Below are 26,341 nucleotides of genomic sequence, written 5' to 3' on the forward strand. Positions count from 1 at the left end.
CGGCGATATGTCGGGGGTTATCCTAAACCTTTCGTGCCCATATTCTTGGTGTAGAAGGCCTAACGCGCGCGGATGCGAGTGTGCGGGTGTGAGCGCGCCTCGCGCGCGAAGGTGTATGTTCGCTGCCGACAGACGAGACAGCAACACAAGTTCAGGCTGACAGGCGAGGTCCAACACGAGTTTGGGCTGACATGACACCAGAAGCGCTAACGTCTGTGAGCCAAACCACAAAACGTGTCGAGTGAATCACGAATCGACATGACAGAAGGGGCTATTGCCCCCAAACTGCTCGCCCTCTCGTGGCCGCTCGTTGCGGGGAACCTCCTCCAGACGCTCTACAACCTCGCGGACGTGTTCTGGGTCGGGCGCGTCGGTGCCGACGCCGTCGCCGCCGTCTCGCTCATGTTCCCGACGAGTTGGATGTTCGTCTCGACCGCGATGGGAATCACCGCCTCGACGATTGCGCTCGTCTCCCAGCACATCGGTGCTGGGGAGGACAGACAGGCGGACCACGTCGTCGGCCAGACGATTCTCCTCACGCTCGCCGTCTCAATCGTCCTCGCAGTCGTCGGCTTCGCGTTCAGACACCCGCTTTTGAGCCTTATCGGAGCACAGGGTCCCGTTTTCACCAAAGCGCTTGCCTACATCGAGGTGGTGTTCCTCTCGCTCCCGCTTACGTTCCTCTTTTTCGCGTTCCGGGCCGCCTTGCAGGGCGCGGGTGACACCAAGACAGCCATGTGGCTCATGGTTGCCTCCGCGGGACTCAACGTCCTCCTCGACCCGATTCTCATTCTCGGATGGGGACCAATCCCCGGGATGGGAACGCGGGGCGCGGCGATTGCAACTCTCATCGCACGTCTGTTCGCCACGGCGGCCGGCGTTTACATTCTCCTCCGTGGAGACTGGGGCGTCCAACTCCACCTCGCCGACCTCCGACCGGACCCGGAGCGCCTACAGAGACTCGTCGATATCGGTTATCCTGCGACGCTCGACGGGTGGGCGCGAAGCTTCTCGGCGGTCGTGATGGCTGGCTTCGTCGCCCGATTCGGTCCGATTGCGACCGCGGCCTACGGTATCGGCGTTCGGCTGATGTCCGTCTCGTGGACCGTCTCTGGGGCTGTCGGACAGGCGACGGCGACCGGCGTCGGGCAGAACTTGGGTGCGCAAACACCCAAGCGAGCGGCGTCCGTCACGTGGACGGCGATGATAGCGACGATGGGAATCCTCTTTGCCGCCGGTGGACTCGTGATGGCGTTCCCCGCCGAAGCCATGCGTCTGTTCATCGGCGAGCAGGCCGTCGTCGACGAGGGCGTCACGTTCCTCCGGATGGTCGCCCCATCGTGGGCGTTCTTCGGCGGCGTGATGGTCATTCAGGGCGCGTTCCGCGGTGCGGGAATCACCAAGGCGGCGATGGTGTTGTCGTTCCTCTCGCGGTGGATTTTCCGCGTTCCCGTCGCGCTCGTGCTTGCATTCGCGTGGACGGTTTCCGTCCCCGGAATCGGTCCCGTCTCCGGGCTTACGTGGGGCGTCGAAGGACTCTGGTGGGCGTACGTCTTCGGTGCAGTCGCTTCGTTCGTCGTTGCTGTCGCGTGGTTCCGGACCGGGTCGTGGCGCAAAGGAGTGTTGGACCGCGGCCCGTCCGCAGCGGCGGGCGACGACTAAGTTCAAATCGTGCTGATACTAACAGCCTAGGCTCATGTACCTCCGCGTGCAACATACTTGCATGTCTCATACACCCGAGTTGCCGGAGCGATACGTCTGTGACGGATGCCAAGCCGTGTACGCCGGAAACGTGACGAACAACAATGGTACGTACCACTTCAGCGCCCCCGAGGAGTGCGCCGCTTGCGGGTCGCCGAGTTTCGTTCGGTTCGAACAGTACGTGCGGCAGAAGACGGCGTAGGTCGTTCGAATACGAGTCGGAATCAAACTGCGCGGGTGACGCGCGTCGCCAGCGCAGGCCGTCGCGTTATTCGTCGAGTTGCTCGCGGAGCAGCTGGTTTACGGTTCCGGGGTCGGCGCTCCCCTGGGACTTCTGCATGACCTGTCCGACGAGGAAGTTCAGCGCGCCGCCTTCGCCGTCGTGGTAGTCGGAGACAGCGTCGGGGTTCTCCTCGATTGCTTCGGTGACGAAGCCGCCGATCTCGTCGTCGTCGGCCTTGCCGAGTCCTTCTTCCTCGACGATGGTATCCGGGTCTTTCCCCTCGTCGAGCATCTTCCGGAGGACGATTTCTTCTGCGTTCTTCGTCGTCACCTCGTCGGCGTCGACGAGTTCGACGAGGCGCGTGAACTCGTCGAGGCGGTCCGCCACGTCCGTGATGAGCATGTCGCGGTAGTTGAGTTCGCCGAGCAAGTTGTCGGCGACCCACGTCGCGGCGAGGTCGGCGTCGAACTCGGCGGCGACGTCTTCGAAGAAGTCCGCGACTTCCTTGGTCGACGTGAGCTTCGACGCGGACTCCTCGTCGATGCCGTACTCGGTCTGGAAGCGCTCGCGGCGGGCGTCGGGAAGTTCCGGAATCGGAATCTCTGCTTTCCAGTGGGCAACTTGGAGCGGCGGGAGGTCGGCCTCGCGGAAGTAGCGGTAGTCTTTTTCTTCTTCCTTCGAGCGCATCGAGACGGTGATGCCGCGGGATTCGTCCCAGTGCCGCGTCTCCTGTTCGACGGCGCGGCCGCGCTTGATGGCGTTCTTCTGGCGGGTGACCTCGTAGGCCAGCGCCTTTTCTGCACCTTTGTGGCTGGAGATGTTCTTGACCTCGGTGCGGTTCGCCGCTTCGAGTGCCTCGTCGGAGATAGAGCCGTCGCCGTTGACCTCGTCGGCGGGGACGAGTGAGATGTTGGCGTCGATGCGGAGCGACCCGTCACGGGTCGCATCGAAGACGCCCAGATATTCGAGCACTTCTTCGAGTTTGGCGAGGAACGCGCGCGTCTCCTGCGGGCTGCGGAAGTCCGGTTCGGTGACGATTTCGACGAGCGGTGTCCCCGCGCGGTTGTAGTTGACGAGCGTGTAGTCCGCGGTGTCGATGCTGCCACCTTTGTGTTGGAGGCTACCCGGGTCCTCCTCGAGGTGGGCGCGCGTGATGCCGATGTCGCGGCGGTTCCCCTCGACGGCGACTTCCAGCGTCCCGTCGGCACAGATAGGCGCGTCGTACTGGGTGATCTGGAAGTTCTTCGGGAGGTCGGGGTAGTAGTAGTTCTTCCGGTGGAACCGGGTGTCCTCGGCGATATCGGCGTTCAGGGCCTTCCCGATTTTGACCGCCGATTCGACAGCCTTCTCGTTGAGTACCGGGAGCGCGCCCGGTAGCCCGAGACAGACCGGGCACACGCGGGTGTTCGGCTCCTCGTCCTCGGCAGGCTCAGTCGAACAGCTACAGAAAATCTTCGTGGTCGTTTCGAGTTGAACGTGAACCTCCAACCCGATGACGACCGCGAGTTCGCGCTGTTCGAGCGCTTGCGCAGTCATTGGCCGCGCTTCGGCGGCGGTGGGCTAAAGACTAACGGGACAGTCGCGAGCGGCGGGTCTGTCGGCATCGCTTCGGTTCATCTCACAGCAGCATTGTGAACGACGGCTGAGAATCGAACGGCCCGTATTGTGACTTAGGCGGCTACTAACGGCAGATAACAGGTTCCAAAGAAACCGCTCGCGCACGTATCACATTCTCGGTGATTGTCTGACGCACATTTATGTCTCACGCGCGGCGCTATTTTACCCATGAGCAATCGGGTGGAGGAACTCGAATCGAAGGTTGCAGAACTGCAGGCCGCGGTGAACGGACTCACCGAGGAACTCGTCGAGACGAAAGAGCGACTTCGACAGGTCGAGGACGCAAACGACGTGGAAGTACCGTCTCGCGCCCCGCGCCGCCGCGGCGACTGGGAGCCAGAGGACGAAGAAGAAGAATCCGTCGAGGCCGAGCCGATAGAGTCGGTCGACGACGATGATACTAAAACGGACGAGTCCGAGATGACGGACGAAGACGACGGCGAGTCCGCCGACGACGACATCATCGTCGCGTAATCGGGCGCGCCGCCAGACGCGAGCGCGCCCTGTGTCCATGCGGCGCGCTCCCCTTGCGGGCGTCGCCCGCGTGAACACCAACACATGCACATCAAAGAGCTCGTCCTTGACGGTTTCAAGAGCTTCGGGCGGCCGACTCGCATCCCGTTTTACGAGGATTTCACGGTCGTTACGGGCCCGAACGGTTCAGGAAAGTCGAACATTATCGATGGCGTCCTTTTCGCACTCGGTCTCGCCCGCACCCGCGGGATTCGCGCCGAGAAGCTCACGGACCTCATCTACAACCCCGGCCACGCCGACGGGAGTGACGAAGGCCCGACGCAACCCAAAGAGGCAAGCGTCACCGTCGTCCTCGACAACTCCGAGGGAACGCTCGACCGGTCGCAGGTCGTCAACGCCGCCGGCACCGACAACGTCGGCGACGTAGACGAGATAACCATCAAGCGCCGCGTCAAGGAGACGCCGGACAACTACTACTCCTATTACTACCTCAACGAGCGGTCGGTGAACCTCTCTGACATTCAGGACCTGCTCGCGCAAGCGGGTATCACCCCGGAGGGCTACAACGTCGTCATGCAGGGCGACGTGACCGAGATTATCAACATGACGCCCTACCAGCGGCGGGGCATCATCGACGAAATCGCTGGCGTCGCCGAGTTCGACGAGAAGAAAGACGCCGCCTTCGAGGAGTTAGAAGCGGTCGAAGAGCGCGTCGACGAGGCGGACCTCCGAATCGAAGAAAAGGAAACGCGTCTCGACCAACTCGCCGACGAACGAGAGACTGCACTCCAGTACAAGGGACTCCGCGAAGAGAAAGAAGAGTACGAAGGCTACCTGAAGGCGGCGGAACTCGAAGACAAGCGCGACGACCTCTCTCGGACTGAGTCGCGCATCGAGTCCACCGAATCCGACCTCGAAGAACTCCAAGCCGAACTCGACGAGCGACAGGGCAAGGTCACCCGTCTGGAAGAGGACCTCGAAGACCTCACCCACGAAATCGAGCGGAAGGGCGAGGACGAACAACTCCGCATCAAATCCGAGATGGAGGAGATCAAAGGCGACATCGCGCGCCTGGAGAACGCCATCGAGGCGGCCGAAGACAAGCGCGACGACGCCGAGGCCGAACGACGGACGGCGTTCGTCGACATCGACCGCAAGCAAGAGAAGATAGACGACCTGTCGGACGACATCCGCGAAATCAAAGTCGAAAAGGCGTCGGTCAAAAGCGACATCCAGTCGAAGCGGGTCGAACTCTCCGAGGTGCAGGCCGAAATCGACTCGGTCGACACCGAGTTCGACGAACTGAAGGCCGACCTCACGGAGAAAAAAGAGACCCTCGACGAGTTCAAAGACGAAAAGAACGACCGCCAGCGCGCCAAGGACCGACTCCTCGACGACGCGCGCCGACGCTCGAACGAGATTTCGGAGACACAAGCCGAAATTGACCACGCCCGCGAGCGCATCCCCGGACTGAAGGCCACGCTCTCCGACCTGCACAGCGAACTCGACACCGCCGAGAAGAACAAGGCGAAGATTGACGGGGTTATCGAGGACCTCCAGACCGAAAAGGCCGAACTCAACGACGAACTCTCTGCGGTCACAGATAAACTCCAGACCAAGCAGTCCGAGTACGCCCGCCTCGAAGCGCGGGCCGGAAAGAACGGCGACAACTCGTGGCCGCGGGCGGTTACGACTATCCTCAACGCCGGTCTCTCCGGCGTCCACGGCGCAGTCGGGCAACTCGGCTCCGTCGACGGCGAGTACGCCAAAGCCTGCGAGACGGCCGCCGGTGGTCGCCTCGCAAACGTCGTCGTCGACGACGACGGCGTCGGTTCGTCCTGTATCGACCACCTGAAGTCCCGCAACGCGGGCCGCGCGACGTTCTTGCCCATCACGAAGATGGACAACCGTAGCCTGCCGCGCAAGCCCTCGCACCCCGGCGTCGTCGACTTCGCGCGCAACCTCGTCGACTACGACAGCCAGTACGCGTCCATCTTCTCGTACGTGCTTGGCTCGACGCTCGTCGTCGAGGACATGCAGACTGCCCGCGACCTGATGGGCGACTACCGCATGGTCACCCTCGACGGCGACCTCGTCGAGCGCTCCGGTGCGATGACTGGTGGGTCCGGCGGTGGCTCTCGGTACTCCTTTTCGAAATCCGGCGAAGGCAAACTCGAACGCATCGCCAAGGAAATCACGAAACTCGAAGACCGCCGTCGCTCGCTCAACAGCGAGATACGAGATATCGACGACGACCTCGACGACGCCCGCGGCCGGGCATCCGACGCTGCCGACCGTGTCCGTACAATCGAGCGCGAAATCGAAGACGCCGAGGAAGACATCGAGGAGGCGGAAGCCGAAATCGACCGGCTGAACGACCGACTGGACGAACTCCAGTCCGAGCGAGAGTCGGTCGACGAGCAGATGTCCGACCTCGACGACGAAATCGCCGAGTTGGACGAGCAAATAGAGGCCGTCGAGGCGGATATCGAGGATATCGAGTCCGAACTCGAAGACTCCAAAATCCCGGAACTCACGGCCCAAGCGGACGAGATTCGCGCGGATATCGACGACCTCGAAGACCGGATGGGGACGCTCGACGGCCGCCTCAACGAGATTCAACTCGAAAAGCAGTACGCCGAGGACGCGGTCGACGACCTCCACGACACGGTCGAGGCCGCCCAGAACCGCAAGGCGGAAGCCCGCGAAGCAATCTCCGAGGCCGAATCGAAAATCGAAGCGCGCGAAGACGACCTCGAAGCCAAGCGCGAGGCGGTCGCCGAACTCGAAGACGAACTGGTCGACCTCAAGGAAGACCGTCGCGAGCTTCAGGAGGACCTCCGCGAAGCGCGCAGCGCCCGCGACGAGAAGAAAGACCGGGTGAACGCGGTCGAATCCAAGCTCGAAAGTATGCGCTCGGCCGCGGAACGGCTCGAATGGGAAATCGACGAACTTCAGTCACAGGTCGGCGACTACGACCCCGAAGAGATTCCGGACCACAGCACGGTCGAGTCCGAAATCGAGCGACTCACGGAGGAGATGGAGGCGCTCGAACCGGTCAACATGCTCGCCATCGACGAGTACGACGACGTGAAGGCCGACCTCGAAGACCTTCAGGAGCGCCGCGACGTGTTGGTCGAAGAGCGCGACGCCATCGCCGACCGCATCGACCAGTACGAGTCTCAGAAGAAGGCGACGTTCATGGAGTCGTTCGACGCTATCGCCGAGAACTTCACCGAAATCTTCGAGCGCCTGTCGAACGGGACGGGTCACCTCCAGTTGGAGAACCCCGAAGACCCGTTCGAAGAGGGCCTGACGATGAAGGCGCAACCCGGCGACAAGCCGATTCAGCGCCTCGATGCGATGTCCGGCGGTGAGAAGTCGCTGACCGCACTCGCATTCATCTTCGCCATCCAGCGTCACAACCCAGCGCCGTTCTACGCGCTCGACGAGGTCGACGCGTTCCTCGACGCCGCCAACGCCGAGCGCGTCGGCCAGATGGTCGACGACCTCGCGGGAGACGCGCAGTTCGTGGTCGTCTCGCACCGCTCGGCGCTCCTCGAACGCGCCGAGCGCGCCATCGGCGTGACGATGCAGGGCGACAACGTCAGCGCCGTCACCGGCATCCAGTTCGGCGGCGACGGCGGTGACGAGAGTGACGACACGGGCGGTTCCAGCGGTGACGACGGAACTGGCGGCGATGATGGAGACGACACTGACAACGGCGACGACGGTGGTGACGCGGGCGTCGAAGTCGAAGCGGAGGTTCCGGCGGATGACTGACGACATCCCCGAATTGAACCTCACGCGTGACCGCGGAGAGCGCGAGTCCTCCGGCAGCAATGGCTTAGCGTTCGCCGACGACACGAGCGCCACACCTAACGGTGACCCCGACGCGGACGCGCCCGACGAGGACGCGATGGACGACGTACTCCCCGAAGACGTGTCCGAGACGGGCGACGACGAGGTCGAACCCGTCGAACTACTCGTCCAACTCGCCAAAGAGGGGACCATCGACCCGTGGGACATCGACATCGTCGATGTCACAGACGCCTTCTTGGAGCGCCTCGACGCGATGGACCTCCGGACGACCGGGCGCGCGCTGTTCTACGCGAGCGTCCTGTTGCGGATGAAATCCGACGAACTCCTCGCGCCCGACGAACCCGACGAGGAGGAACTCGAACCGTGGGAACTCGCCATGCAGGGCGGCGCGGACGACGGCCACCCCGGCGACGACGGCGGCGGCCCGCCCGGATTCGACCCCATCGATGCGCTCGAAGACGAGATGGACCGCCGACTCGAACGCAAGCATGCCCGCGGGTCGCCGGAGACGCTGGACGAACTCGTCCGCGAACTCCGCGAAGTCGAACGCGGGTCGTGGTGGAAGCGCCGCCGCGAGTACGACACCTCCGAGTCGCCGCGTGGGTTTTCCCGCGGGACGCAGACCCTCGACTACCACACGCCCGGTGAGATGCGCGGCGCGGGTGAACCGACCGAAGACGACGTGACGGGAACCGCCCACAACGAGGACATCGAGGCTGTCGTTGACGCCGTCCGCGACGTGGTCTCGACGCACTACGAGAAGGGCCGCGACGAGGTACTCTTCGCCGAGATTCGCGACGTGGGCGATACGGTGATGACGACGTATCTCGCGCTGTTGTTCCTCGCCCACCGGAGCACCGTCTTTCTCAAGCAGGACGAACTGTTCGGCGACCTCTGGATTCGGAATCCCGAGGTGTTCGACGCGTCGCCCGATGCGGATTCGTCGGGTGAGGTCGCTGAAAGCGAAGACGCCCCCGAAACGGAAGACGACCCCGAACTCGAAGCCGAAGCCGTCGCAGACGACTAAGCATTTATTTCAGGTACTCGTCAGTTTCCGGTGTGCCCCGGCCGACCCTGCTCTCCAGTACCCTTCGTCGCCTGACTGTCGCCGTCTCGCTTCTCACCTCGGCGTTATTCGCATTCCTCACCGCGGTTATTCTCGCTCCTTCACTCCCCGAGTTAGGAGTCGTGTTTTTCCTTCCTATTTTCTGGCTACACTGCTATTTCGCCGGCTACGTCTCGTACAGACCGACGGAGATGGGTCGCGTCAGAGACGTGGTTACGACACCGAAGCCAGTCCGCAACTGTACCGTTTGCGGCGACTCCGACACCCGCGGCGTCGTTCGGGAGTTCAGCACGCAACTCGTCGCGGCGGGGGTTGCGCTGACGACGACGGAACACGGGAAAAACGAGTACTGCGAACGGTGTCACGCAGTCGAGTTCTCGCCGACCGACAGGGCCGCGCGAGGTGCTTCTGACGCGACCGAACGCGAGGAACTGAATCGCTGAGCGTCTACCTGATTACTCGACGTACTGGTCGATAAGCGGCGCGAGTTTCTCCTTCGTCTCGGCGGGGATGGCCTCGTCGGGCGTGTTGATGGTCCCTTCGAGCGCGGAGTGGCTGTCGGTTTCGTGGTCGTCTGGAATCTTGCGGATGGCCGCTTCGACGGTCTCCTTGATTGCGTCCTCGTTGGCGGCGGCGTTCTTCAGCACCTCGTCGAGCGTGACTTCGCTGTCTTCTTTCCACACGTCGTAGTCGGTGACGCCGGTGACGGTCGCGTAGGCGATTTCGGCCTCGCGGGCGAGTTTCGCCTCGGGGATGGTCGTCATACCGACGACGTCCCAGCCCTGCGCCCGGTAGTGTTCGCTTTCGGCTTTCGTGGAGTACGAGGGACCTTCGATGCAGACGTAGGTTCCGCCCGATTGGATTTTCGCGTCGGTCGCTTCTTCGGCCGCTTCGGTGAGGATGGAGACGAGTTCCTCGTCGTACGGCTTGGCGAACGGCTGGTGGACGACGATGCCTTCGTCGAAGAACGTTAGGGGGCGGTGCTTTGTGCGGTCGTAAATCTGGTCGGGGACAACGAGCGTCTGCGGCGGCAGGTCCTCCTTGAGGCTGCCGACGGCGTTGCTGGCGAGGATGTGGGTGACGCCGAGTTTCTTGAGCGCGAAGATGTTCGCGCGGTACGGGAGCGTCGTCGGCGAGTGCTGGTGGTCGGGACCGTGTCGCGGGAGGAAGACGACTTCGCGGCCGGTGTCGCCGAATTCGCCGACGATAGGCGTCGTCGATGGTTCGCCGAAGGGCGTCTCGACGGGTTCTTCGCGGGTGTTTTCGAGGGGGAGCGCCTCGTAGATACCACTGCCACCGATAAATCCGATTTTCATATGCGAACGTCGGAGAGCGCGCACAAAGTCGTAGCGAATCTGCGACTCGTCGACGCCGAAACTAGACGACAAAGCCGCTGTCGAGGAGGAAGATGAGCACCGTGAGGACGGGAACGCTGAGGAGCGTCGTCGCAAAGACGGCCGCGGAGACGAACTCGGCGACCGAGACGTTCGACATGCTGGTGTTGCCGAACTCGCCGACGAGGATAAGCGGTGTCACTGCTGCAGGCATCGCGGATTCGAGGACGAACGTCCGCGCGACAGTGAGGTCGCCGAACCCGGCGACGAGTGCGACACCGACCGCGATGGCGGGTGCGACGACCATTTTGAGTCCTGCGACGAGACCGACTTCAGAGAGCGTCGACCCGAGGTCGGCACCGGCGAGTTGGATGCCGAGAATGAGAAGCATCATCGGAATCGAGGAGTCGCCGACGAGTTTGAGCGTCTGCATCGCGGCGAGGTCCGTCGGCGGGACGACGCCCAGCCAGCGGACGACGAGCGCGACGACGACTGCGTAGATGAGCGGGATTCGGAGAATACGCTTGATGCCGACGAGCCAGCCGGAGTGGTCGGCGGCGTCGTTGGCTGCTCCTCGTCCGGCAATGTAAACGCCCAACGTGTAAATGAGAACGCCCTGAACCGCGAGGTAGACGACGGCGGCCGAACGCCCGGTGTCACCGAACGCGAAGGAACTGACGGGAACACCGTAGTTTCCGGAGTTCGGAAAAGCGGCGACGAGAACGAGCGCGCCCAACAGCGGTTCAGAGATACCGAGGAGTCGGGCGACCCCGGCGGCGACGAGAATCATCACGACGTGGTAGACGACGACGCCACCGGTGATAGTCGCGAGCGTCGACCCCGCGAGTTCGGTTGTCGCGAGGCTGTAGAACACGAGCGCCGGTGCGAGGACGTACACCGTCACCGTGTTGAGTGGCTCCGGGTCCACATCGCGGACACGGCCCAGGAGAAATCCCACCGCACCGATGGCGAGAATGGGCAAGAGTGCCGTGACGAAGATAGACAGAAGCGACATGCGGATGGCAATGGTTGGATTGCTGACTAACGTTTCGTTTCCGGCGAATCAACGAGCGATTCGCTCTCGTAGAGAGAACTAAGACGATGCGTGCTCGGTGTCGAGTGCGGGCTTCGTCGCGCTTTCAGGCACCGACGCCGTCGTTTTCGAGGAGTCGCCACGCCCCATCCCCGGTGGATTCGACGTAGTCGCGTCGTTCCATCTCTGCCATCACTTCCGGCATGCGGTCGGGTTGCGCAATCTCCATCCCGATGCGGTCTACGTCGTGGAACTCCGAGAGGTAGTGACGGATGTCCTCTAGCTCGAAAGTGTCGTCGTTGGCCTTCGCCATCACACCCGAGGTGAGGTCGATCATGTCCTCGATGAAGTTCCACGGGTAGACGACCCAGGCCCACTCTTCGAGGCGCTCGCCGACGTAATCCGGTTCAAACTCACTCGTCTGGAGGAGTTGCAGCGTCGCCGTGCGGACTTCGCCCGCGTTTCGGTCGGTCACGTACTCGTGTGCGCGCTCGATGGACCCGCCGGTATCGGCGATGTCGTCGATGATGAGTACGTCCTTACCTTCGACGCTCCCCTCCGGCATCGGGTAGCGGACTTCGGGTTCGTTCGATTTCTGGGCAGTACCGACGTAGTGCTCCATCTTCAGGCTCGTCAGGTCGTCAAGCCCGAGGAAGTCGCAGATGCAGCGGCCCGCGAACCAACCGCCGCGTGCCAGCGCGACGATAACGTCGGGTTCGAACTCGGACTGTTTGACATCGTCGGAGACGTCACGGCAAAGCCCGTAGATGTACTCCCAGTTTGTGATGGTACACTTAAACTCGTCGGGGAGGTCGCCCATAGCTTCCGTTCACCGTCCGTATTGCCGCGCCTGACACCCTTTAATCTGTACGACTCGCCCCGCTCGTCGATTCATTTTTCAAAGCCGCCAAATTCAGCGTTAGTGACCAATTAACCGTTGAATTCTGATTTCAGGAAGGTATTAACCCATGCTAACATGGCTCATAGTTATATCGAGAGCAAGAGTATGCATGTCCGTAGGTGACCAAGCATGCACACGTGTGGTAACTGTGGTGAGTTCGTGTCCCGTGACTTCGTCCGCGTCTTCGGTAACGAGATGGACGAGGTCGTTGGTTGTCCAGCCTGTATGAACATGCGAGAGGTGATGCAGGGCGACGGCGCTGCCGAACCAACCGGCCGCGTCCGTTGGACTCGCGCGTGAGCGGCCTTCCGCTCAACAAGATAGACACGCATCGGAATCACCGACTTCTCACTTCACTCTCGACTCCCGACCCGCTGGTTTGATACATCGCCGTGCAGTGCGCACTTCCATGGATAGCCGACGCGCCCTCCTCGTCGACGCCTTCACGACCGAACCGTTGTCCGGGAACGTGGCCGGTGTCGTCCCCGACGCCGACGGACTCGACGCGGAACAGATGCGCGCCATCGCGACCGAACTCGGCGCGAGCGAGACGGCGTTTGTGTGCTCGTCGTCCGTCGCCGACCGCCGAATCCGGTATTTCACGCCGACACAGGAAATCGACCTCTGCGGGCACGCGACGATTGCTGCGCACGCTCATCTCGCCGCCGAGCGTGCCATCGAACCCGGAACCCACTCGCTCGAAACGAACGTCGGCACGCTCGACATCGAAATCGGTGAACTGGGAGAGGTGTGGATGACGCAGGAGGCACCGACAGTTCGGCGACTCGATGTCGACTACAGCCGAGTCGCGTCAGCCCTCGGTATCGACGATGCCGCTTTGCGCGATGTTGGTGCAGACCTTCCGGCCGCACTCGCATCGACTGGCCTTCCGTACCTCGTCGTTCCCGTCAACTTCCTCGAACACCTCTCTTCGGCCGACCCCGACCAGGACGCCATCGCCGAACTCGCCGCAGAACACGACGCGGCAGGCATCTACGCCTTCAGCTTCGATGCTATCGACGGCGAGTCGACGCTTCACGCCCGCTGTTTCGCGCCGGGCGTCGGTATCCCTGAGGACCCCGCAACTGGAACCGCTGCCGGTGCCTGTGGGGCGTATCTCCGGCAGGTCGGCGCATTCGACTCGGTACCCGATGAACTACGGTTCGAGCAGGGTCACTTCGTAGACCGGCCGAGCGTCATTCGCGTCAAAGTCGGCACAGAAATTCAGGTCGGTGGACGGGCGGTGCAGTCGCTCGACGGTACACTCGTCGTCCCGGAGTTCGCAGACGACGACATCATCGAAGCCTGAAACCCCAGTCCCAGTCACTGGTTTCAGTGCGGTTTACCCGATGTACCGCAGGTCGTCGTCGCTCGCGATGCCCTGTTGTTGTTGTTGCATCTCTTGAATCTTCGCGGCGACTTCCTTCATCTCCTCTGCGCGCTCTTCGAGCGTTTCGAAGTCGACGCTGAAGTCCAAGAGGTCCTGTAGGACTTCGATGACCACCTGTGCACTCTGTGGGTCGACGAGGTAGCCGCTGGTCTCGCCCATCAGACAGGTCGCATCGAGGCCGCGACGGCCACCGAGACCGAGAAGTAGCCCCGAGACGCCGACGATGCCGCCGGCAGGTTCGCCTTCGCGGAACTCGACGCCAATGTCTTCGAGTTCGTCCAGTTGGGTCTCGTTGGCGACGGCCCCGAGGACCGACGGCTCGTCGACGAGTTCACCCGTGGGGACGCCGCCGAGGGCGAACACTTGTTCGACGTCGAACTCCTCGGCCACGTCGAGGAAGGCGTCCGTGAGATGATAGTGTCCCTCGTTGGACTGCGCCTGATGGTCACCGGTGAGCAAGAGCAGGTCCGGTCCCTCGCCGGGCGTTTCGACGGCGTGGACCGCGGCGTGGGTCAGTTCGGTGACGCCCTCGTCGATACTCACCTGTGGCGGGAACACGTCGGCGTAGATGCGCCGGACGAGTGTGGCTTCCTCGAACTCCTCAATCAGGTGCTCGACGGCGAGCTTGCCGACATTGCCGACGCCCGGAAGTCCCTCGATGAACACGGGGTCGGAGAGGTCAACCTCTGCGACAGCCTCGATTTCGATGTCGTCCATGCACGTAGTGCCGAACGCGCCGGTAAAGAGAGCGTCGGTAGCCGAATCAGAACGGCTACTCGTCTGCGGCCCGGCGCTTACGCGCCCGGCGGTACTCGCCGTAGGGGTCGTCCGGGTTGTAGGGTGCGGGCGCGCTGTTTTCGGTGGGTGCGCCGCACTCCGGACAAGAGTCAGAAAGCGAGTACACCGGGCGGTGGTGGCGGTCGCGCCACGCGCTGCACACCCGGATGTCTGATTTCATTACTCTTCGTCGCCGCTGCGTTCGCGGTGGTACTCCGCGGTCCCGCCTGCCGCTTCGATAACGTCTCGGGCGCGAGCGACGCTCGCTTCGAGTTCCGTCTCGGCGGTCTTGTAGTCGGGCGCTTGTACCTTGACTCGGTACTCAGGAGCACCGACGTAGGTGACTGCGAGTTCGATTTCGTCGGGAACTTCGCCATCACCTTCGGCGGCCTTCAGTGCCTCTTTCACGTCGTCGACGCCGTCGCCCGCAGGCGAGCGGAGGTCGACGTAGCCGGTGACGTTGACGAAGGGCACCGAAACGTTCTGTCGTGCGGTGTCGACGATAGCTTCGATTTCGTCGTCATCCAGTTCGACGTCTTCGAGCGCTTCGGTACCGTGGATTGCGGCCTGTTCGAAGCCGTCGTAAAGCGACTCGAACTCGGCGAGCAGGGCGTTCGCGATGGAACCGTACTGCTCGTCAGCGATGTCCTCGCCGAATGCGAGCGCCATCCACTTGTCGGCCTTCTGCTCGTTTTTCCACTCCTGAATCTTCTCTTTGCGTTGGTGCTCGTTAACGTCCTTAATCGAGAGGTCGATCTGCTGTGAACTCTCGTTGACTTCGAGCACTTTGGCGACGACTGTCTGTCCCTCGCGGACGTGGTCGCGGACGTTCTTGATCCACCCGCTTGCGACCTCGCTGATGTGGCAAAGCCCGCGCTTGTCTTCGTACTCTTCGAGGTCGACGAAGACGCCGAAGTCCGCGATGTCGTCTACCTTCCCGACAACGAGTTCGCCGGGGTCAGGCCATCCGCTGTACTTCATAAGGGGTCCTCCAGGAAGTTACGCCTCAAGCTCGTCGCTTTCACGTCGCTCGACCGTCTCGACGACCTCGCCGTGGAACTCGGCGTTGCCGCCGGTCGGGGTGGCGAGAGTCGTCCCGCAGACGGCGCAGTTGACGTCCGAGGAGGCCTTTCCGAAGACGACCTGTTCATTCTCACAGTCGCTGCATGCGACCTTGTAGAAGTTTCCTGCCATTGTTTACTCCTGGAACTCCAGGCGACCTGCGCGCCAGCCCTCTCGCATGTGGGCCTTGCCACAGTCCGAGCAGATGTACTTCAGGTGCGTCTTTTTCGTGGGCTTGTCGCCACCGGGCACCTTGGAGAAACGACCGGCGTTACCAATAGTGCTCTTGCCGCGCTTCTGGGCGCGAGCGTCCCACTTCATACCGGTCGGACGTCCCGACCGGACCTTCTCCACTTCGTGCTCATGGTGTCCCTTACAGTTGGGGCAATACGTGTTGAAACGGCGTGGCATCTGCATAGATATCGACCTTGTGGTGGGTTTTGGTGGGGCCCGTTAAAACCCGTTTGGTTCGACGCGACGTGCAAACCCGCCGTATTACCGGCTCCACTGTGTCACGTGTGGGCAGCCGACGATGGTTCTCGGCTCTCGATTCGCCCCGGTGTCTCTTCCACGGCCGAAGCCGAAGCGATTAAGCGGTGACTGTGCCAATCCCGGCACATGAAGAAGCTCATCATCCACGGCGACCCCGGTATTCGGCGCGACGCCGTCATCGAGTACGACGGTGGGGAGTACATCTGCTTCTCCATCGACCGGCAGGGCGATTGGCACGGACCGGACCGCGTCCAGCTGTGGTGTACTATCGGGGCCGAAGACGAGCGCGAAGCGTTCGAAAAACGCGAGTACGTCCCGCATTGGCTCGAAACCGAGGGCGTCGATGCCGAGGCTGTCGAAGTCGTTCAGACGAGCGACGCAGTAGTCTAACGAAGCCTCGCTTCTTCTACCTCGTAGACGACAACCGACCCTGACCGGTGGACCGGCGTCAGCCACGCCACGTCCGTATGTATCTCCCCGTAGCGGGCGCGCTCGCCGGGGCCGACCCACACGTACTGCACGTCGTATTCGGCGATGAGTTCTTTTTGCGTCGATTCGTTGCCGACGTACATCTGGTCTACGTCGCGTACACGGTCGTAGTAGGCCTCTGGACCGCGGTAGCCGACTTCGTGTGCCCACCCGGCGACTGTCGGCACGCCCGTGAGACTCGATTCGGGGTTGCCGCGCCAGCCGTACATGACTCCCTCTCGTTTATCGTTCACCGTCGCAGACCACGTCGTCCCCGGTGCCGCGAGCATCGTCGGATTCCCATCGACGGATTCGTCGAGCCACGTTATTGCGGCTGACTCGTTCGGATGCCGCCACTCCGCAAACGCCGTCGCGTCGAGGGTCGTGTCCTGTCGCGGAGAGTTGGTGTGTTTGCCGATAGCGAGTCCTCCGTAGACCGACGTGGAGGCGACGAGAAGGACGACGACCACGACACCGACGACTCGAATCGCTCCAGCGGGGATGCGGAAGTCGACCTTCGGAAGCGACAGGTCGCTCGCCTGCACCGCGTCGCCGGCGAACCTTGCCAAGATGGCTCCCGTGGCACTTCCCCAGAGTACCCACACCTGCATGTACGTCTTGAACACCGTATTCATGCGACCGGGACCGGCCTGTTCGTTCACGAAGATGAGTTCGACGAGAGTTACGAGACCCGCACCCGCAACGACGAGAACCGTCTCGAATCGCGGATCGTCGCTGAGTCTGAGCAGTATCCACCCGACGAGTACGAGCGGGACGACGAGTGCGAGCGCGGCGAACGAGTGAACGGCGGCAACAACCGTTAGTGTGACGAGACCACCGAGGACCGCGAGTATCTGTGCTCGGCTGGGGTCGTTTTCTTGCTGTGAACCGAGTCGCCGAGCGTAGTGGAGCACGAACGCGGTGATGAACGCACCGTGGACGAGCAGGAGCGAGCCGAACCCACTGCGCTGGGTCGGTGTGAGAATCTCGATTGTTCGCTCACTTCCGCCACCTGCGACAGCCCCGAGGAGGAACGGACTTGCGAGGGCGACGGCGGCACCGCCGGCGAGACCGACGACGAGAACTGTTCCGAGGATTCGGGCAACTTCGCTCGCGACTGCGTTGTCTCCAACGAGGGCTCGAAGTCGGTCGCGGCTGAGAAGGAGCGTCGACGGGCGCGCGGGCGCAAAGACGAGACCGAGGAAGAGGACGCCGAACACCGACGGGAAACTCCACGTATCCACGACGACCTGAAGCGCACCGACGAGGGTCGTCACGCCGACGAGAAGACGGCGCTCACCGACTGCGTCTTCGGGCGTTCGGAAGTACGCGAAGGTGAGACCGGCGGCGAGGAGCAAAAACGGGGTTCCCATCATGTGCGCGTGCAGGTCGCCGTTGAGCCACGCGAACAGTGGGAACTCGTTGATGGTTCCCGGAACCACGCGGCTCGCGTCCCAGTAGGAGAACTGCGATGCGCCGGAGAGAACCTCTGAAACGCTGTACTGCGAGCGCTCGGCGATTGCCTGTGCGATGGGGCGCTGCATGCTGTCGGGAAGTGCGAGCGGGGCGAACCGAACCGCCGTAACGAGGTTGCTGGCGAAGCCGACGAAGAACGCCGCGAGGAGGCCACCGAATTTGCCGTGAGAGCCGGCTGCACGGGAGAGGCCGCGACCGAGTTCGAACGCCGCGGTGACGAGGAAGCCGAAGAACCCAGCGAGTGCGAGGTTGTAAGCGAATTCGGGTTCCGTCCCGGTGAGCCACGCGAGGAGTATCGAGACGAGGTGGCCGCCGTAGTAGTAGCGGACGGGTTCGCCGGCGAACCACATGTCTTCGGGCGGCAGCACCGACGCGCGGGCGAGCGACTGGAGGAGTCCGAAGTCGAGGAACTTCTCACCGCCGCTGGCGTGGACCGCCGGGTCGAGCGCGCGGAGCGCAACGGCGAACAGGAAGGCAACGAGGAACACTGCGGCGGCTTCCGCGACTGCCCGCCTGTCGATATCGAGGTCGGCGGCGAGTTGCACCTCGCCGTGGCGGAGTGCGGGCAGGTCGAGTCCCGTGAGCGCCGAGGCGACGAGGAACGTCCCGACGCCGGCTGCGAGTGCAGCAGGACCGAACGTGAACTGACCGACGTAGTAGACGGGGAGGGTCAAGACGACGAGCGATACGGGGAGTGTAAGTCCAGCGCCGTGACCGGGGAGGCGGCGGAATAGGCGGGTCGACAGGGGAAGACCGACCGCCCAGAGGGCCGCGAACAGCACCAGCCAACGGACCACGAGGGCGTACTCCATCTGTCAGTTGAAGGCGCGCCGGATGCAATACGTTTTGTGATGGCGGGTGCGCACAAGAGCGGTTTGCTTTTTACCCCGTTCGAAGAATTGTCGTGCATGTCGCAGTCCGTCGGGATGGTGGTCCCTGCTTACCGGCCCGACCCTGATCGTCTAGTCCCCTACGTGCACGCCCTCGTCGAGGAACTCGACCTCGCTGTGGTCCGGGTCGAACTCGACGCGCCGCAGACGGGGGTACTCGACTCTCTCGATGCTCTCCCGACTGTCGCCGAGGTGAACCCCGTCGATGCACGCCGCGGCAAAGGTGCCGCCATCACCGCCGGGTTCGAAGCTCTCGACACGGATATCGTCTCCTTTGCGGACGCCGACGGCAGTACCCCGGCCGCGTCGATTTCGAACGTCGTCGATGCCGTCCATGACGGTGCCGACCTCGCTGTTGGCTCACGACGGCACCCTGACGCGACCGTCGCCTCGCACCAGACAGTCGCGCGTCGCTATCTCGGTGATGGGTTTGCGTGGCTCGCCCGTCATCTCACCGACGTTCCGCTGTACGACTACCAGTGCGGGGCGAAAGCCATGACTGCCGAGGCGTGGGCGGACGTTCGAACCCACCTCTACGAACCCGGGTTCGCGTGGGATATCGAACTCATCGCCGTTTCGGGTGCGTTCGGTCACCGCGTTGCCGAGGTGCCCGTCGTCTGGGAGGACCAGCCGAATTCTACGGTCTCGCCGGTGGACACGACGCTCAAGATGGCTCGTGGACTCCTTCGGTCGCGCCACCGCGCTCGGACGATTCGCGAGGACCGCCTCCACGAACTCATCGACGCTCGAAACGACGAACGAACCCTCATCGAGCAGTTCTCGGTTGAGGTTACGGATGACTAACCGGCTTTCTGCCCTCACGTCCGGAACTCGATTCGGGAAGTTCGTCTCGGTGGGTGCGGTCGGCGCGGTGTTCGACCTCTCGTTGAGCAGTCTTCTCATCGTCTTTTTCGGCATCGCTGGCGAACTCGCGAAACTCGCCGGTGCGGAACTCGCTATCGTCGTGATGTTTCTCATCAACGACCGCTGGACGTTCGCGGGCGCTGGCGCGGACCATCTCACAGCGAAGGTCCGACGCTTCCTGAAGTCGAACCTCGTCAGAAGTGGGGGTCTCGCAGTGCAGGTGCTCGTCGTCCGAGCACTCGGCGAGATTCCACTGGAGATTCCGGTCGCTGGTATCGACCTCTGGAAACTCGTTCCGTTACCGATTGCAATCGGCGCGTCGATGCTTCTGAACTACGTCGCTGAGAGTCTGTTCACATGGCGAATCGCTGGCCGTTCGAGTCAGCGAGAGTCACGGTGAAAATTGACACACAGCGCCCGAAACAGAAGCCTTAACAATAGATGTCGCGTTTGTTGATTCAGCGGGATGGGATAGCCAGGAGATTCCGCCGGGCTCATAACCCGGAGATCGGTAGTTCAAATCTACCTCCCGCTATGGTTTTGCCGACCTCAACTCCTGAGCGCCGAGGCTCGTCTCGGCGCGACCCCTGAGGTCGGCTTCATAGCACAGTAGGTTTGAACCAGCGAGCAACGCGAAGCGTTGCGAGTGTGGTTCAAATCTACCTCCCGCTATGCTCCTGAAAATCACACACCCAAGCGGCGCGTCTTGTCGCGCCGTCATTTCTGGGATACGTTGTAACTCGGATGTACTGACACCCGAACAGTCAACCTTGCCAATAGGGTTTTCAGGATAGTAGCCACATTCTCCGTGACGAAACACCTGAGGTTTACACATGTCTATCCAGTCCCCGGTAAGAGCACTCCCTCGCTTCCTCACCGTCGAAGTCTTCCTCGTCTTCGTGTTCCTGTGTTCGGGCGTGGTTCCCTACGTGGTGTTCACGAAGACAGAACTGACCGTTCCACCGGGGTTCGGGAACATGTGGGGAATCGCACTCGGGGCGTTGGGGATACTCTGGGCCGTTCTTCTCATTCACGCGGCCGTCGATGGGTGGCGTCTGGTTCGGAACCGTAAACTCGATGGACTCGGCGGACGTTCTGTTATCGTCCACAGTCTCTTTCGGGTGGTCGAGACGCTCAGTGCCCTCGTCGCTCCGGTACTGCCGTTTATGATCATGGACAGGTCTTCGGACGCACCACTCCCTCCCGGTGCCGCCGTCGCAATTGCGCTCTTCGTCGCTGCGCCGTTGGCTATCGCCAGCCTCACCGTCCTCCTACACGCTGGCTGGATGCTGTGGACCGCGCGGGTGAGTGTGTAGTATTCATCCGTTCTCCCACCAGCACCGCCGACTATTTCCGAAGGAGATTTTCCACACCACCCTAACGGGAGCACAATGAGCGACCTCGAACGAATCTGCTCGGTCGACGACGTACCCGAGGACACGACCTTTCTCTTCCGAGTATGCGGGGACGACGACGAGGAGCGCGAAGCGATACTCGTTCGCACCGATGACGGCATTCAGGCGTGGCTGAACTACTGTATGCACCTGACGCACATCAAACTCGACAAAGGGTCGGGCGCGACGATGCGCAACGGCGAGGTCATCTGCGAGAACCACGGCGCGTACTTCGAGGCCGATACGGGCTACTGTAACTACGGGCCGTGCGAGGGCGCGGTTCTCGACGACCTGGACCTCACCATCGACGGCGACCACGTCTTTCTCTCCGACGACGACTTCTCGTTTGTCGGGACTGGTCCCATCGAGACCGACCCCGTGGACCGAAGTTCGAGTTCGAACGTCGAATTCTGAGCAGGCCCGATTCGGGTGTCGCTACTTCTCGTCGCCGTAGTGTCGCCGCTCCACGTAGTCGTCGTAGAGTCGCGCGAGCAGTTTCGTCACCGGACCGTCGCCGATGGCGATACCGTCGACTGTTTCGACGGGTCGGAGTTCCCACGTCGAATTCGTGAGAAACGCCTCGTTAGCCCCGCGCACGTCATCGGGGGTGTATCGTTGCTCCCGAATCGGGATATTTTCCTGTCGGGCGAGGTCCAAGACGACTCTGCGTGTAATTCCCGGGAGAACCGGCCCGTCGAGACTGGGCGTGCAGAGCGCGTTGTCGTCGACGAAAAAGAGGTTACTCGTCGCGCCTTCGGTGACGTAGCCCTCGGAGTCGAGCATGAGCGCCTCGTCAGCGCCGGTTACTCGAAGCTCGGTTCGTGCGAGAATGCCGTTGAGATAGTTGTGGGTCTTCGCCCGAGCGGGAAGCGCACGGTCCGAGATGCGGCGCGTTCGAACCGTCTGCACTGCCGCGGGGCCGTCCCAGACGGGGTCCGACCCGCGGCCGCCTCGCGGGAGCGGTTCGACGATGACGACGACCCGCGGGTCGACCGCCTCGGCGGGGGTGAGACGACCGGGTTGGCTCCCACGAGTGATGGACAGTCGGACGTAGGCGTCCGCGAAGTCGTTCGCGGCTACCGTCTCGTCGATTCGGCGCAGGAGGTCGTCATCGGAGAGTCCGTGGTCCATCCCGAGTATATCGCACGTCTCAGCGAGTCTGTCTGCGTGTGCGCCCCAGTGGAACACGTCGCCGCCGTAGGCGCGGAGCGTCTCGAAGGCGGCGTCTCCGTAGAGAAAGCCGCGGTCAGTGACCGGAACCGATGCCTCGTCCGCGGGGACGAGGTCGCCGTCGACGTGATAGAGGTGTTTTGAATCGTCAGTCATCGTTTACCCTCCACGCCTCGGTCGCCGGACCTTCGCCCGCAGCGATTGAGACGAAGTTGCGAACGATGTCTTTCCCCGACTCGGTGAGAATACTCTCGGGGTGGAATTGGACACCGATGTGGGGTTTCTCGCGGTGGCGGACACCCATCACGACCGATGTTTCGTCCGCGTCGTCGGCCGCTGTGTTGTCGTCGGCCGCTGTGTTGTCGTCGGCCGCTGTGTCGTCGTCGTTGTCAACCGAATCATTCCCTCCTGCTTCGGCGACCGTGTATGCGGTCACGACCAATTCGTCCGGAATGTCGTCGTGTTCGACTGCAAGCGAGTGGTAGCGTCCGACCTCGATTCGGTCGGGGAGGTCGGTGAAGACACCTCGGCCGTCGTGTTCGACCAGCGATGGCTTCCCGTGAACGACTTCGGGGGCGTGGCCGACGGGTGACCCGAGGGCGGCGCACAGCGACTGGTGGCCGAGACAGACGCCGAGTGTCGGGTAGTCGAGGTCGCGGAAGACGGGTATCGAGACACCGGCGTCGGCAGGTGTTCCCGGGCCGGGCGAGACGATGATGCCATCCGGGTCGATGTCACGGATATTATCGGTCGAAAGCGCGTCGTTGCGGTAGACGACCACGTCGTCGGCGAACTCGCCCACGTACTGCACGAGATTGTAGGCGAACGAGTCGTAGTTGTCGATGACGAGGATGCGGGTCATTGGTCAGTCTCCACTGATTGGTCGGCTTCCACTCCCACGGTCATCTTTGCACAGTCGCCGAGCGCCTCGTTGATAGCGGTGACGAGGGCACGGGCTTTCGCCAGCGTCTCGTCGTACTCGCGCTCGGGGTCGGAATCGTGGACGATGCCCGCGCCGACGCGGAGATGGTACTCGTCGCGGAAACGCACCAGCGTCCGGATGATGATGTTCAGCACCGCCCGGTCGTCGAATCCGATGGCGAACATGCTCCCGGTGTAGGGGCCGCGGCGGGTCGATTCGAGTTCGTCGATAATCTCCATCGTCCGGGGCTTCGGCGCGCCGGTGATGGTTCCACCGGGGAAGACCGCCGCGATGGCGTCGGCGAGTGTCGTCCCCGAACGTCGCGTTCCTTCGACCAGCGACACGAGATGCATAACCTCGGAATAGCGGTCGACGCGGCGGTATTCAGTCACTTCGACCGACCCGTACTCGGAGACCTTCCCGAGGTCGTTCCGTTCGAGGTCGACGAGCATCGCGTGTTCTGCCCGCTCTTTTTCGTCCGTCGTCAAGTCGACTTCCAGCGCCTCGTCTTCTTCGGGGGTCTCGCCTCGCGGTCGTGTCCCGGCGATTGGCTCCGTGGCGAGTCGGTCGCCGTCGACGCGGAGGAGGAGTTCGGGACTCGCGCTTACGAGGTCGACGCCGGGGAGTTCGAGAAGACCGGAGTACGGCGCGGGGTTGACCTGCCGGAGTGCGGCGAAGGCATCGACCGGATGGACTGCGGCGGGTGCGACGAGTCGCTGCGAGAGGTTCGCCTGAAACGTGTCGCCATCGCGGATGTACTGCTTCGCCGCTCGGACGCGGTCGGCGAACGCCTCTCGACCACAGGCGCTCTCGAATTGTGCCTTGTCGGATTCGACGGGGGACTCGACCGGTTCGGGGTCACCTTCGACTGCTTCGGTAGCGAGTTCGGTTGCCCGCTCGCGTGCTTCGTCGTAGGTCACATCGAGGTCGACATCGTCGCCGACTTCCGGACAGCACGTAATTCGGAGTTCCGCCCTGTCGCCCGTCCGCGGTTCGTCCCACGATGCGACGAGGTCGTACAGGCCGAGTTGCAGGTGCGGGAGTCCTCTGTCGTCGGTCGTGTGCTCGGGTAGCGATTCGAGTTCGCGGGCGACGTCGTAGGAGAGCCACCCGAACAGGCCGCAGGGGTACGGAACATCGCACTCACCGCGGGCGAGCGTTTGCGAGTCCACGAGTCCTTCGAGCGCGGCGAGCGTGGGTGCTGTCTCGGTCTCGCTGACAGCCGAGTTACTGACTGTGAGGCGTTCGACGGGGTCGATACCGAACGCCCCCCAGCCGGGTTGGCCGCCAGTCGTCTCGTAAAAGAAGCCGCCAGAACCCTGCCGCGTGCGCCGATAGGCGTCGAAGGGGTCCGAGACGGGAACCCGAACTTCGACGGGAACGCGCGCACCGTCGGGTGCAGCCTCGGCGGTCGCGCGAAAGTCGTCGCGGTCGGTGACGACGGTCGGTGCGGTCATTACTCGCACCTGTCGGTGCGTCGGGTAAACGGTTTCGCGACGTGTCTCGTCTGTGTCGTCAATGCTGGGAACCGCGAGAAGAGAGCGCCCGGGGCCGGAAGAAATGTAGTCTCAAAAACTGGAGAGCTGCCAGCTTAGTGATGGAGTGGTTATTCGGCGGCGCGGTCAATCCAGCGCTGGACGCGCTTCGGCGACACGTTGATATCGTCGCCGACTTCTTCAGCGTCGGCTCCAACGAGGTCTGCAACAGTCTCGATACCGATGTCAGAGAGACGGTCTGCGTATGCGGGACCAATACCGCGAATCGTGTCGACAGAGGGGGATTCCTCGGCTGGTTCCTCGGGTTCTGGCTCGACCGCTTCGGCCGCAGGCTCGACTTCCTCGGTCTCTGCTTCGGACTCGACGTCTTCCGCTTCCTCGGCTTCCGGCTCGGGTTCTTCGGGTTCTGCTTTGGTCTCTTCAGCTTCCGCCCGTGACTCGCTCTCTGCCGCCTCGCCGATGTCTTCTTCGACACCTCCCTCAGGCTCTTTCTCGGCGGCAGCTTCTGGTTCCTCTTCGACGGTCTCGGCTGCTTCTTCCTCTGTCTCTTCGACTGCCTCCGGCTCCGCTTCTTCGATAGCCTCGGCGGTCTCCTCTAGCTCGTCGGCCGTCTCCTCGGGCGTCGGCTCTTCTGCTTCTGTTTCCGCTTCCGCTTTCTCTTCCTCCGCTTCCGCTGCTTCCGCTTCCGCTTTCGTCTCCTCGACCGGTTCCTTGACGGCCGCTTCAGTCTCGACGCTCGGCTCTTCGCGCTCCGCTCGCGTGTCGCGTTCGACCGTAACGGTCGCTGTTTCGTCACGTCTCTCCTCCGAGGTGGACGACGAGTCGCCACCAAAGATGGATTTCCAGAGTGACAAGATAGTGTCAAGCAAGCCCATGTTGCCTTCTCCTATGTGATTCCGTTATTTAAAAACCAGCGGCCTCAGTGCCTCTCGAGGCGAGTTCGAAGCGTCGTATTCATCTCCTCGATTGGTGCATCGAGTCCGGTCCATAATTCGAATGCTTCGACCCCTTGCAAGAGGAGCATCCACGCCCCGTCGATGGTGACCGCGCCCGCGTCGGCCGCCTCGCGAAGGAGACGAGTTTCGAGCGGGGCGTACACCGCATCGAGGACGGCAAGGTCGCCATGGAGATGCGTGGCCGGAACGGGCGTCTCGTCGGGTGCTTCCATCCCCACGCTCGTCGCGTTGACGAGAACCGACGCGTCCTGAATCCGGTCGAGTGTATCCAGTCCGCCACCCGTCGCGCCCGGGACAACATCGGCCAGTTCGCCCGCTGTTTCGGCGGTTCTGTTCGCAATGTGGACCGCTGCACCGGCGTCTGCGAGGGCGAATGCGGCGGCCCGGCCTGCTCCGCCAGCACCGACTACGACGGCATTTGCTCCGTCGAGGGAGATATCGTGTCGCTCGAATGCCCGTGTGACGCCTGCCGCGTCCGTGTTGTAGCCTTTGGGGTCGCCATCCTCGAAGTCGATGGTGTTGACTGCGCCGATTCGCGCGGCGAGCGGGTCGGGGTCGACGAGGTCGAGCACGTCCTGTTTGAAGGGAATCGTAACGTTGAGCCCAGCGATGCCGAGCGCGTCTGCGCCATCAACTGCCGCCTCGATGGCCGACGGTTCCGGTTCGAAGGTGACGTATCGCGCGTCGAGTCCGGTGTGCTCGTACGCCGCCTCGTGCATCGGCGGCGACAACGAATGGCCGACGGGGTTTCCGACGAGACCGTAGACTTGCATGGGCGGGAGGAGTCCCGCCGGTGATATAATTCGCCCGTCT

General features: G+C 62.7%; 28 protein-coding genes and 1 tRNA gene. 14 read left to right on the forward strand and 15 right to left on the reverse strand.

The window, feature by feature from the left end:
- The first annotated feature begins 234 nt into the window (after positions 1-234).
- Positions 235-1,662 (forward strand): MATE family efflux transporter, encoded by a 1,428-nt coding sequence (locus HFX_RS03125; RefSeq protein ID WP_014732157.1) that lies wholly within the window; start codon positions 235-237, stop codon positions 1,660-1,662.
- A 61-nt stretch (positions 1,663-1,723) separates the two neighbouring features.
- Positions 1,724-1,903, forward strand: coding sequence for a hypothetical protein (locus tag HFX_RS03130; RefSeq protein WP_049917433.1), 180 nt, complete (start codon positions 1,724-1,726; stop codon positions 1,901-1,903).
- 66 nt (positions 1,904-1,969) lie between these two features.
- Here HFX_RS03130 and gatB read toward each other — a convergent pair whose 3' ends face one another.
- On the reverse strand, positions 1,970-3,460 hold the full coding sequence (gatB, locus tag HFX_RS03135; protein WP_004057580.1) for an Asp-tRNA(Asn)/Glu-tRNA(Gln) amidotransferase subunit GatB: 1,491 nt from the start codon (positions 3,458-3,460) through the stop codon (positions 1,970-1,972).
- A gap of 249 nt (positions 3,461-3,709) precedes the next feature.
- Between gatB and HFX_RS03140 the strand changes: the two genes are divergently transcribed.
- From HFX_RS03140 to HFX_RS03155, 4 genes are all read left to right on the forward strand, one after another.
- Positions 3,710-4,015: a DUF7518 family protein gene (locus tag HFX_RS03140; RefSeq protein WP_179955357.1), complete on the forward strand. Its 306-nt coding sequence runs from the start codon at positions 3,710-3,712 to the stop codon at positions 4,013-4,015.
- 84 nt (positions 4,016-4,099) lie between these two features.
- On the forward strand, positions 4,100-7,798 hold the full coding sequence (smc, locus tag HFX_RS03145; RefSeq protein ID WP_004057578.1) for a chromosome segregation protein SMC: 3,699 nt from the start codon (positions 4,100-4,102) through the stop codon (positions 7,796-7,798).
- The gene (locus tag HFX_RS03150; RefSeq protein ID WP_004057577.1) at positions 7,791-8,864 is read left to right on the forward strand and encodes a segregation/condensation protein A; all 1,074 of its coding nucleotides are present in this window, start codon (positions 7,791-7,793) and stop codon (positions 8,862-8,864) included. Before smc ends, HFX_RS03150 begins: the two co-directional genes overlap by 8 nt.
- A 32-nt stretch (positions 8,865-8,896) precedes the next feature.
- On the forward strand, positions 8,897-9,346 hold the full coding sequence (locus tag HFX_RS03155; protein WP_004057576.1) for a hypothetical protein: 450 nt from the start codon (positions 8,897-8,899) through the stop codon (positions 9,344-9,346).
- A gap of 12 nt (positions 9,347-9,358) precedes the next feature.
- Here the strand turns inward: HFX_RS03155 and mtnP are convergent, their stop codons facing one another.
- From mtnP to HFX_RS03170, 3 genes are all read right to left on the reverse strand, one after another.
- Complete coding sequence (mtnP, locus tag HFX_RS03160) at positions 9,359-10,219, reverse strand: S-methyl-5'-thioadenosine phosphorylase (protein WP_004057575.1); 861 nt, start codon at positions 10,217-10,219, stop codon at positions 9,359-9,361.
- Between the two features lie 61 nt (positions 10,220-10,280).
- The gene (locus tag HFX_RS03165) at positions 10,281-11,252 is read right to left on the reverse strand and encodes an AEC family transporter (protein WP_004057574.1); all 972 of its coding nucleotides are present in this window, start codon (positions 11,250-11,252) and stop codon (positions 10,281-10,283) included.
- Positions 11,253-11,376: 124 nt separating this feature from the next.
- Positions 11,377-12,090 carry a phosphoribosyltransferase gene (locus tag HFX_RS03170; RefSeq protein WP_004057573.1) on the reverse strand — a complete coding sequence of 238 codons (714 nt, stop codon included), beginning with the start codon at positions 12,088-12,090 and terminating at the stop codon, positions 11,377-11,379.
- 210 nt (positions 12,091-12,300) lie between these two features.
- Between HFX_RS03170 and HFX_RS19960 the strand changes: the two genes are divergently transcribed.
- Both HFX_RS19960 and HFX_RS03175 read left to right on the forward strand, forming a co-directional pair.
- The gene (locus HFX_RS19960) at positions 12,301-12,471 is read left to right on the forward strand and encodes a DUF7563 family protein (protein WP_004057572.1); all 171 of its coding nucleotides are present in this window, start codon (positions 12,301-12,303) and stop codon (positions 12,469-12,471) included.
- A 109-nt stretch (positions 12,472-12,580) separates the two neighbouring features.
- Positions 12,581-13,480 carry a PhzF family phenazine biosynthesis protein gene (locus tag HFX_RS03175; RefSeq protein ID WP_004057571.1) on the forward strand — a complete coding sequence of 300 codons (900 nt, stop codon included), beginning with the start codon at positions 12,581-12,583 and terminating at the stop codon, positions 13,478-13,480.
- Between the two features lie 33 nt (positions 13,481-13,513).
- Here the strand turns inward: HFX_RS03175 and HFX_RS03180 are convergent, their stop codons facing one another.
- The 5 genes from HFX_RS03180 to HFX_RS03200 are packed head-to-tail and all read right to left on the reverse strand — an operon-like array spanning position 13,514 to position 15,817.
- The gene (locus HFX_RS03180; protein ID WP_004057570.1) at positions 13,514-14,278 is read right to left on the reverse strand and encodes a proteasome assembly chaperone family protein; all 765 of its coding nucleotides are present in this window, start codon (positions 14,276-14,278) and stop codon (positions 13,514-13,516) included.
- A 55-nt stretch (positions 14,279-14,333) separates the two neighbouring features.
- A complete protein-coding gene (locus tag HFX_RS03185) occupies positions 14,334-14,519 on the reverse strand; it encodes an RNA-protein complex protein Nop10 (protein WP_004057569.1) in 186 nt (61 codons plus the stop codon).
- Positions 14,519-15,319: a translation initiation factor IF-2 subunit alpha gene (locus HFX_RS03190; protein WP_004057568.1), complete on the reverse strand. Its 801-nt coding sequence runs from the start codon at positions 15,317-15,319 to the stop codon at positions 14,519-14,521. The genes HFX_RS03185 and HFX_RS03190 overlap by 1 nt, the downstream gene beginning before the upstream one ends.
- A gap of 18 nt (positions 15,320-15,337) precedes the next feature.
- On the reverse strand, positions 15,338-15,532 hold the full coding sequence (locus HFX_RS03195) for a 30S ribosomal protein S27e (RefSeq protein WP_004057567.1): 195 nt from the start codon (positions 15,530-15,532) through the stop codon (positions 15,338-15,340).
- Between the two features lie 3 nt (positions 15,533-15,535).
- Positions 15,536-15,817: a 50S ribosomal protein L44e gene (locus tag HFX_RS03200; protein ID WP_004057566.1), complete on the reverse strand. Its 282-nt coding sequence runs from the start codon at positions 15,815-15,817 to the stop codon at positions 15,536-15,538.
- A gap of 201 nt (positions 15,818-16,018) precedes the next feature.
- Between HFX_RS03200 and HFX_RS03205 the strand changes: the two genes are divergently transcribed.
- Positions 16,019-16,282 (forward strand): HAH_0734 family protein, encoded by a 264-nt coding sequence (locus HFX_RS03205; protein ID WP_004057565.1) that lies wholly within the window; start codon positions 16,019-16,021, stop codon positions 16,280-16,282.
- Here the strand turns inward: HFX_RS03205 and HFX_RS03210 are convergent.
- Positions 16,279-18,648, reverse strand: a complete 2,370-nt coding sequence (locus HFX_RS03210; RefSeq protein WP_004057564.1) for a DUF2298 domain-containing protein — start codon at positions 18,646-18,648, stop codon at positions 16,279-16,281. The two genes, HFX_RS03205 and HFX_RS03210, sit on opposite strands and share 4 nt — an antisense overlap.
- Positions 18,649-18,744: 96 nt before the next feature.
- Here HFX_RS03210 and HFX_RS03215 point away from each other — a divergent pair, with 96 nt between their 5' ends.
- The 5 genes from HFX_RS03215 (at position 18,745) to HFX_RS03235 (ending at position 21,398) form a co-directional block, all read left to right on the forward strand.
- Positions 18,745-19,530, forward strand: coding sequence for a glycosyltransferase (locus HFX_RS03215; protein ID WP_004057563.1), 786 nt, complete (start codon positions 18,745-18,747; stop codon positions 19,528-19,530).
- Positions 19,523-19,990, forward strand: a complete 468-nt coding sequence (locus tag HFX_RS03220) for a GtrA family protein (RefSeq protein ID WP_004057562.1) — start codon at positions 19,523-19,525, stop codon at positions 19,988-19,990. Before HFX_RS03215 ends, HFX_RS03220 begins: the two co-directional genes overlap by 8 nt.
- 60 nt (positions 19,991-20,050) lie before the next feature.
- Positions 20,051-20,125, forward strand: a tRNA-Met gene (locus HFX_RS03225).
- A 298-nt stretch (positions 20,126-20,423) separates the two neighbouring features.
- Positions 20,424-20,906, forward strand: coding sequence for a hypothetical protein (locus HFX_RS03230; RefSeq protein WP_004057561.1), 483 nt, complete (start codon positions 20,424-20,426; stop codon positions 20,904-20,906).
- A 75-nt stretch (positions 20,907-20,981) separates the two neighbouring features.
- Positions 20,982-21,398 carry a Rieske (2Fe-2S) protein gene (locus HFX_RS03235; RefSeq protein ID WP_004057560.1) on the forward strand — a complete coding sequence of 139 codons (417 nt, stop codon included), beginning with the start codon at positions 20,982-20,984 and terminating at the stop codon, positions 21,396-21,398.
- A gap of 21 nt (positions 21,399-21,419) precedes the next feature.
- On the opposite strand, the gene HFX_RS03240 is transcribed toward HFX_RS03235, so the two are convergent.
- The 5 genes from HFX_RS03240 to HFX_RS03260 all read right to left on the reverse strand — a co-directional run bounded on the left by HFX_RS03240 (position 21,420) and on the right by HFX_RS03260 (position 26,301).
- Positions 21,420-22,310, reverse strand: a complete 891-nt coding sequence (locus HFX_RS03240) for an aminotransferase class IV (protein WP_004057559.1) — start codon at positions 22,308-22,310, stop codon at positions 21,420-21,422.
- The gene (locus HFX_RS03245) at positions 22,303-23,016 is read right to left on the reverse strand and encodes an anthranilate synthase component II (RefSeq protein ID WP_004057558.1); all 714 of its coding nucleotides are present in this window, start codon (positions 23,014-23,016) and stop codon (positions 22,303-22,305) included. The genes HFX_RS03240 and HFX_RS03245 overlap by 8 nt, the downstream gene beginning before the upstream one ends.
- Positions 23,013-24,533 carry an aminodeoxychorismate synthase, component I gene (gene pabB, locus HFX_RS03250; protein WP_004057557.1) on the reverse strand — a complete coding sequence of 507 codons (1,521 nt, stop codon included), beginning with the start codon at positions 24,531-24,533 and terminating at the stop codon, positions 23,013-23,015. Before pabB ends, HFX_RS03245 begins: the two co-directional genes overlap by 4 nt.
- 149 nt (positions 24,534-24,682) lie before the next feature.
- Complete coding sequence (locus tag HFX_RS03255) at positions 24,683-25,447, reverse strand: helix-hairpin-helix domain-containing protein (protein WP_004057556.1); 765 nt, start codon at positions 25,445-25,447, stop codon at positions 24,683-24,685.
- 44 nt (positions 25,448-25,491) lie between these two features.
- Positions 25,492-26,301 (reverse strand): shikimate dehydrogenase, encoded by an 810-nt coding sequence (locus HFX_RS03260; protein WP_004057555.1) that lies wholly within the window; start codon positions 26,299-26,301, stop codon positions 25,492-25,494.
- Between the last annotated feature and the right edge of the window lie 40 nt (positions 26,302-26,341).

Source organism: Haloferax mediterranei ATCC 33500 (assembly GCF_000306765.2).
GTDB classification, from domain to species: Archaea; Halobacteriota; Halobacteria; order Halobacteriales; family Haloferacaceae; genus Haloferax; species Haloferax mediterranei.

Coding starts and splice junctions, on each gene's coding strand:
- HFX_RS03130 (WP_049917433.1), top strand. CDS start 1,724: ATGTCTCATACACCCGAGTTGCCGGAGCGATACGTCTGTGACGGATGC.
- gatB (WP_004057580.1), bottom strand. CDS start 3,460: ATGACTGCGCAAGCGCTCGAACAGCGCGAACTCGCGGTCGTCATCGGG.
- HFX_RS03140 (WP_179955357.1), top strand. CDS start 3,710: ATGAGCAATCGGGTGGAGGAACTCGAATCGAAGGTTGCAGAACTGCAG.
- smc (WP_004057578.1), top strand. CDS start 4,100: ATGCACATCAAAGAGCTCGTCCTTGACGGTTTCAAGAGCTTCGGGCGG.
- HFX_RS03150 (WP_004057577.1), top strand. CDS start 7,791: ATGACTGACGACATCCCCGAATTGAACCTCACGCGTGACCGCGGAGAG.
- mtnP (WP_004057575.1), bottom strand. CDS start 10,219: ATGAAAATCGGATTTATCGGTGGCAGTGGTATCTACGAGGCGCTCCCC.
- HFX_RS03165 (WP_004057574.1), bottom strand. CDS start 11,252: ATGTCGCTTCTGTCTATCTTCGTCACGGCACTCTTGCCCATTCTCGCC.
- HFX_RS03170 (WP_004057573.1), bottom strand. CDS start 12,090: ATGGGCGACCTCCCCGACGAGTTTAAGTGTACCATCACAAACTGGGAG.
- HFX_RS19960 (WP_004057572.1), top strand. CDS start 12,301: ATGCACACGTGTGGTAACTGTGGTGAGTTCGTGTCCCGTGACTTCGTC.
- HFX_RS03175 (WP_004057571.1), top strand. CDS start 12,581: ATGGATAGCCGACGCGCCCTCCTCGTCGACGCCTTCACGACCGAACCG.
- HFX_RS03180 (WP_004057570.1), bottom strand. CDS start 14,278: ATGGACGACATCGAAATCGAGGCTGTCGCAGAGGTTGACCTCTCCGAC.
- HFX_RS03185 (WP_004057569.1), bottom strand. CDS start 14,519: ATGAAATCAGACATCCGGGTGTGCAGCGCGTGGCGCGACCGCCACCAC.
- HFX_RS03190 (WP_004057568.1), bottom strand. CDS start 15,319: ATGAAGTACAGCGGATGGCCTGACCCCGGCGAACTCGTTGTCGGGAAG.
- HFX_RS03195 (WP_004057567.1), bottom strand. CDS start 15,532: ATGGCAGGAAACTTCTACAAGGTCGCATGCAGCGACTGTGAGAATGAA.
- HFX_RS03200 (WP_004057566.1), bottom strand. CDS start 15,817: ATGCAGATGCCACGCCGTTTCAACACGTATTGCCCCAACTGTAAGGGA.
- HFX_RS03205 (WP_004057565.1), top strand. CDS start 16,019: ATGAAGAAGCTCATCATCCACGGCGACCCCGGTATTCGGCGCGACGCC.
- HFX_RS03210 (WP_004057564.1), bottom strand. CDS start 18,648: ATGGAGTACGCCCTCGTGGTCCGTTGGCTGGTGCTGTTCGCGGCCCTC.
- HFX_RS03215 (WP_004057563.1), top strand. CDS start 18,745: ATGTCGCAGTCCGTCGGGATGGTGGTCCCTGCTTACCGGCCCGACCCT.
- HFX_RS03220 (WP_004057562.1), top strand. CDS start 19,523: ATGACTAACCGGCTTTCTGCCCTCACGTCCGGAACTCGATTCGGGAAG.
- HFX_RS03230 (WP_004057561.1), top strand. CDS start 20,424: ATGTCTATCCAGTCCCCGGTAAGAGCACTCCCTCGCTTCCTCACCGTC.
- HFX_RS03235 (WP_004057560.1), top strand. CDS start 20,982: ATGAGCGACCTCGAACGAATCTGCTCGGTCGACGACGTACCCGAGGAC.
- HFX_RS03240 (WP_004057559.1), bottom strand. CDS start 22,310: ATGACTGACGATTCAAAACACCTCTATCACGTCGACGGCGACCTCGTC.
- HFX_RS03245 (WP_004057558.1), bottom strand. CDS start 23,016: ATGACCCGCATCCTCGTCATCGACAACTACGACTCGTTCGCCTACAAT.
- pabB (WP_004057557.1), bottom strand. CDS start 24,533: ATGACCGCACCGACCGTCGTCACCGACCGCGACGACTTTCGCGCGACC.
- HFX_RS03255 (WP_004057556.1), bottom strand. CDS start 25,447: ATGGGCTTGCTTGACACTATCTTGTCACTCTGGAAATCCATCTTTGGT.
- HFX_RS03260 (WP_004057555.1), bottom strand. CDS start 26,301: ATGCAAGTCTACGGTCTCGTCGGAAACCCCGTCGGCCATTCGTTGTCG.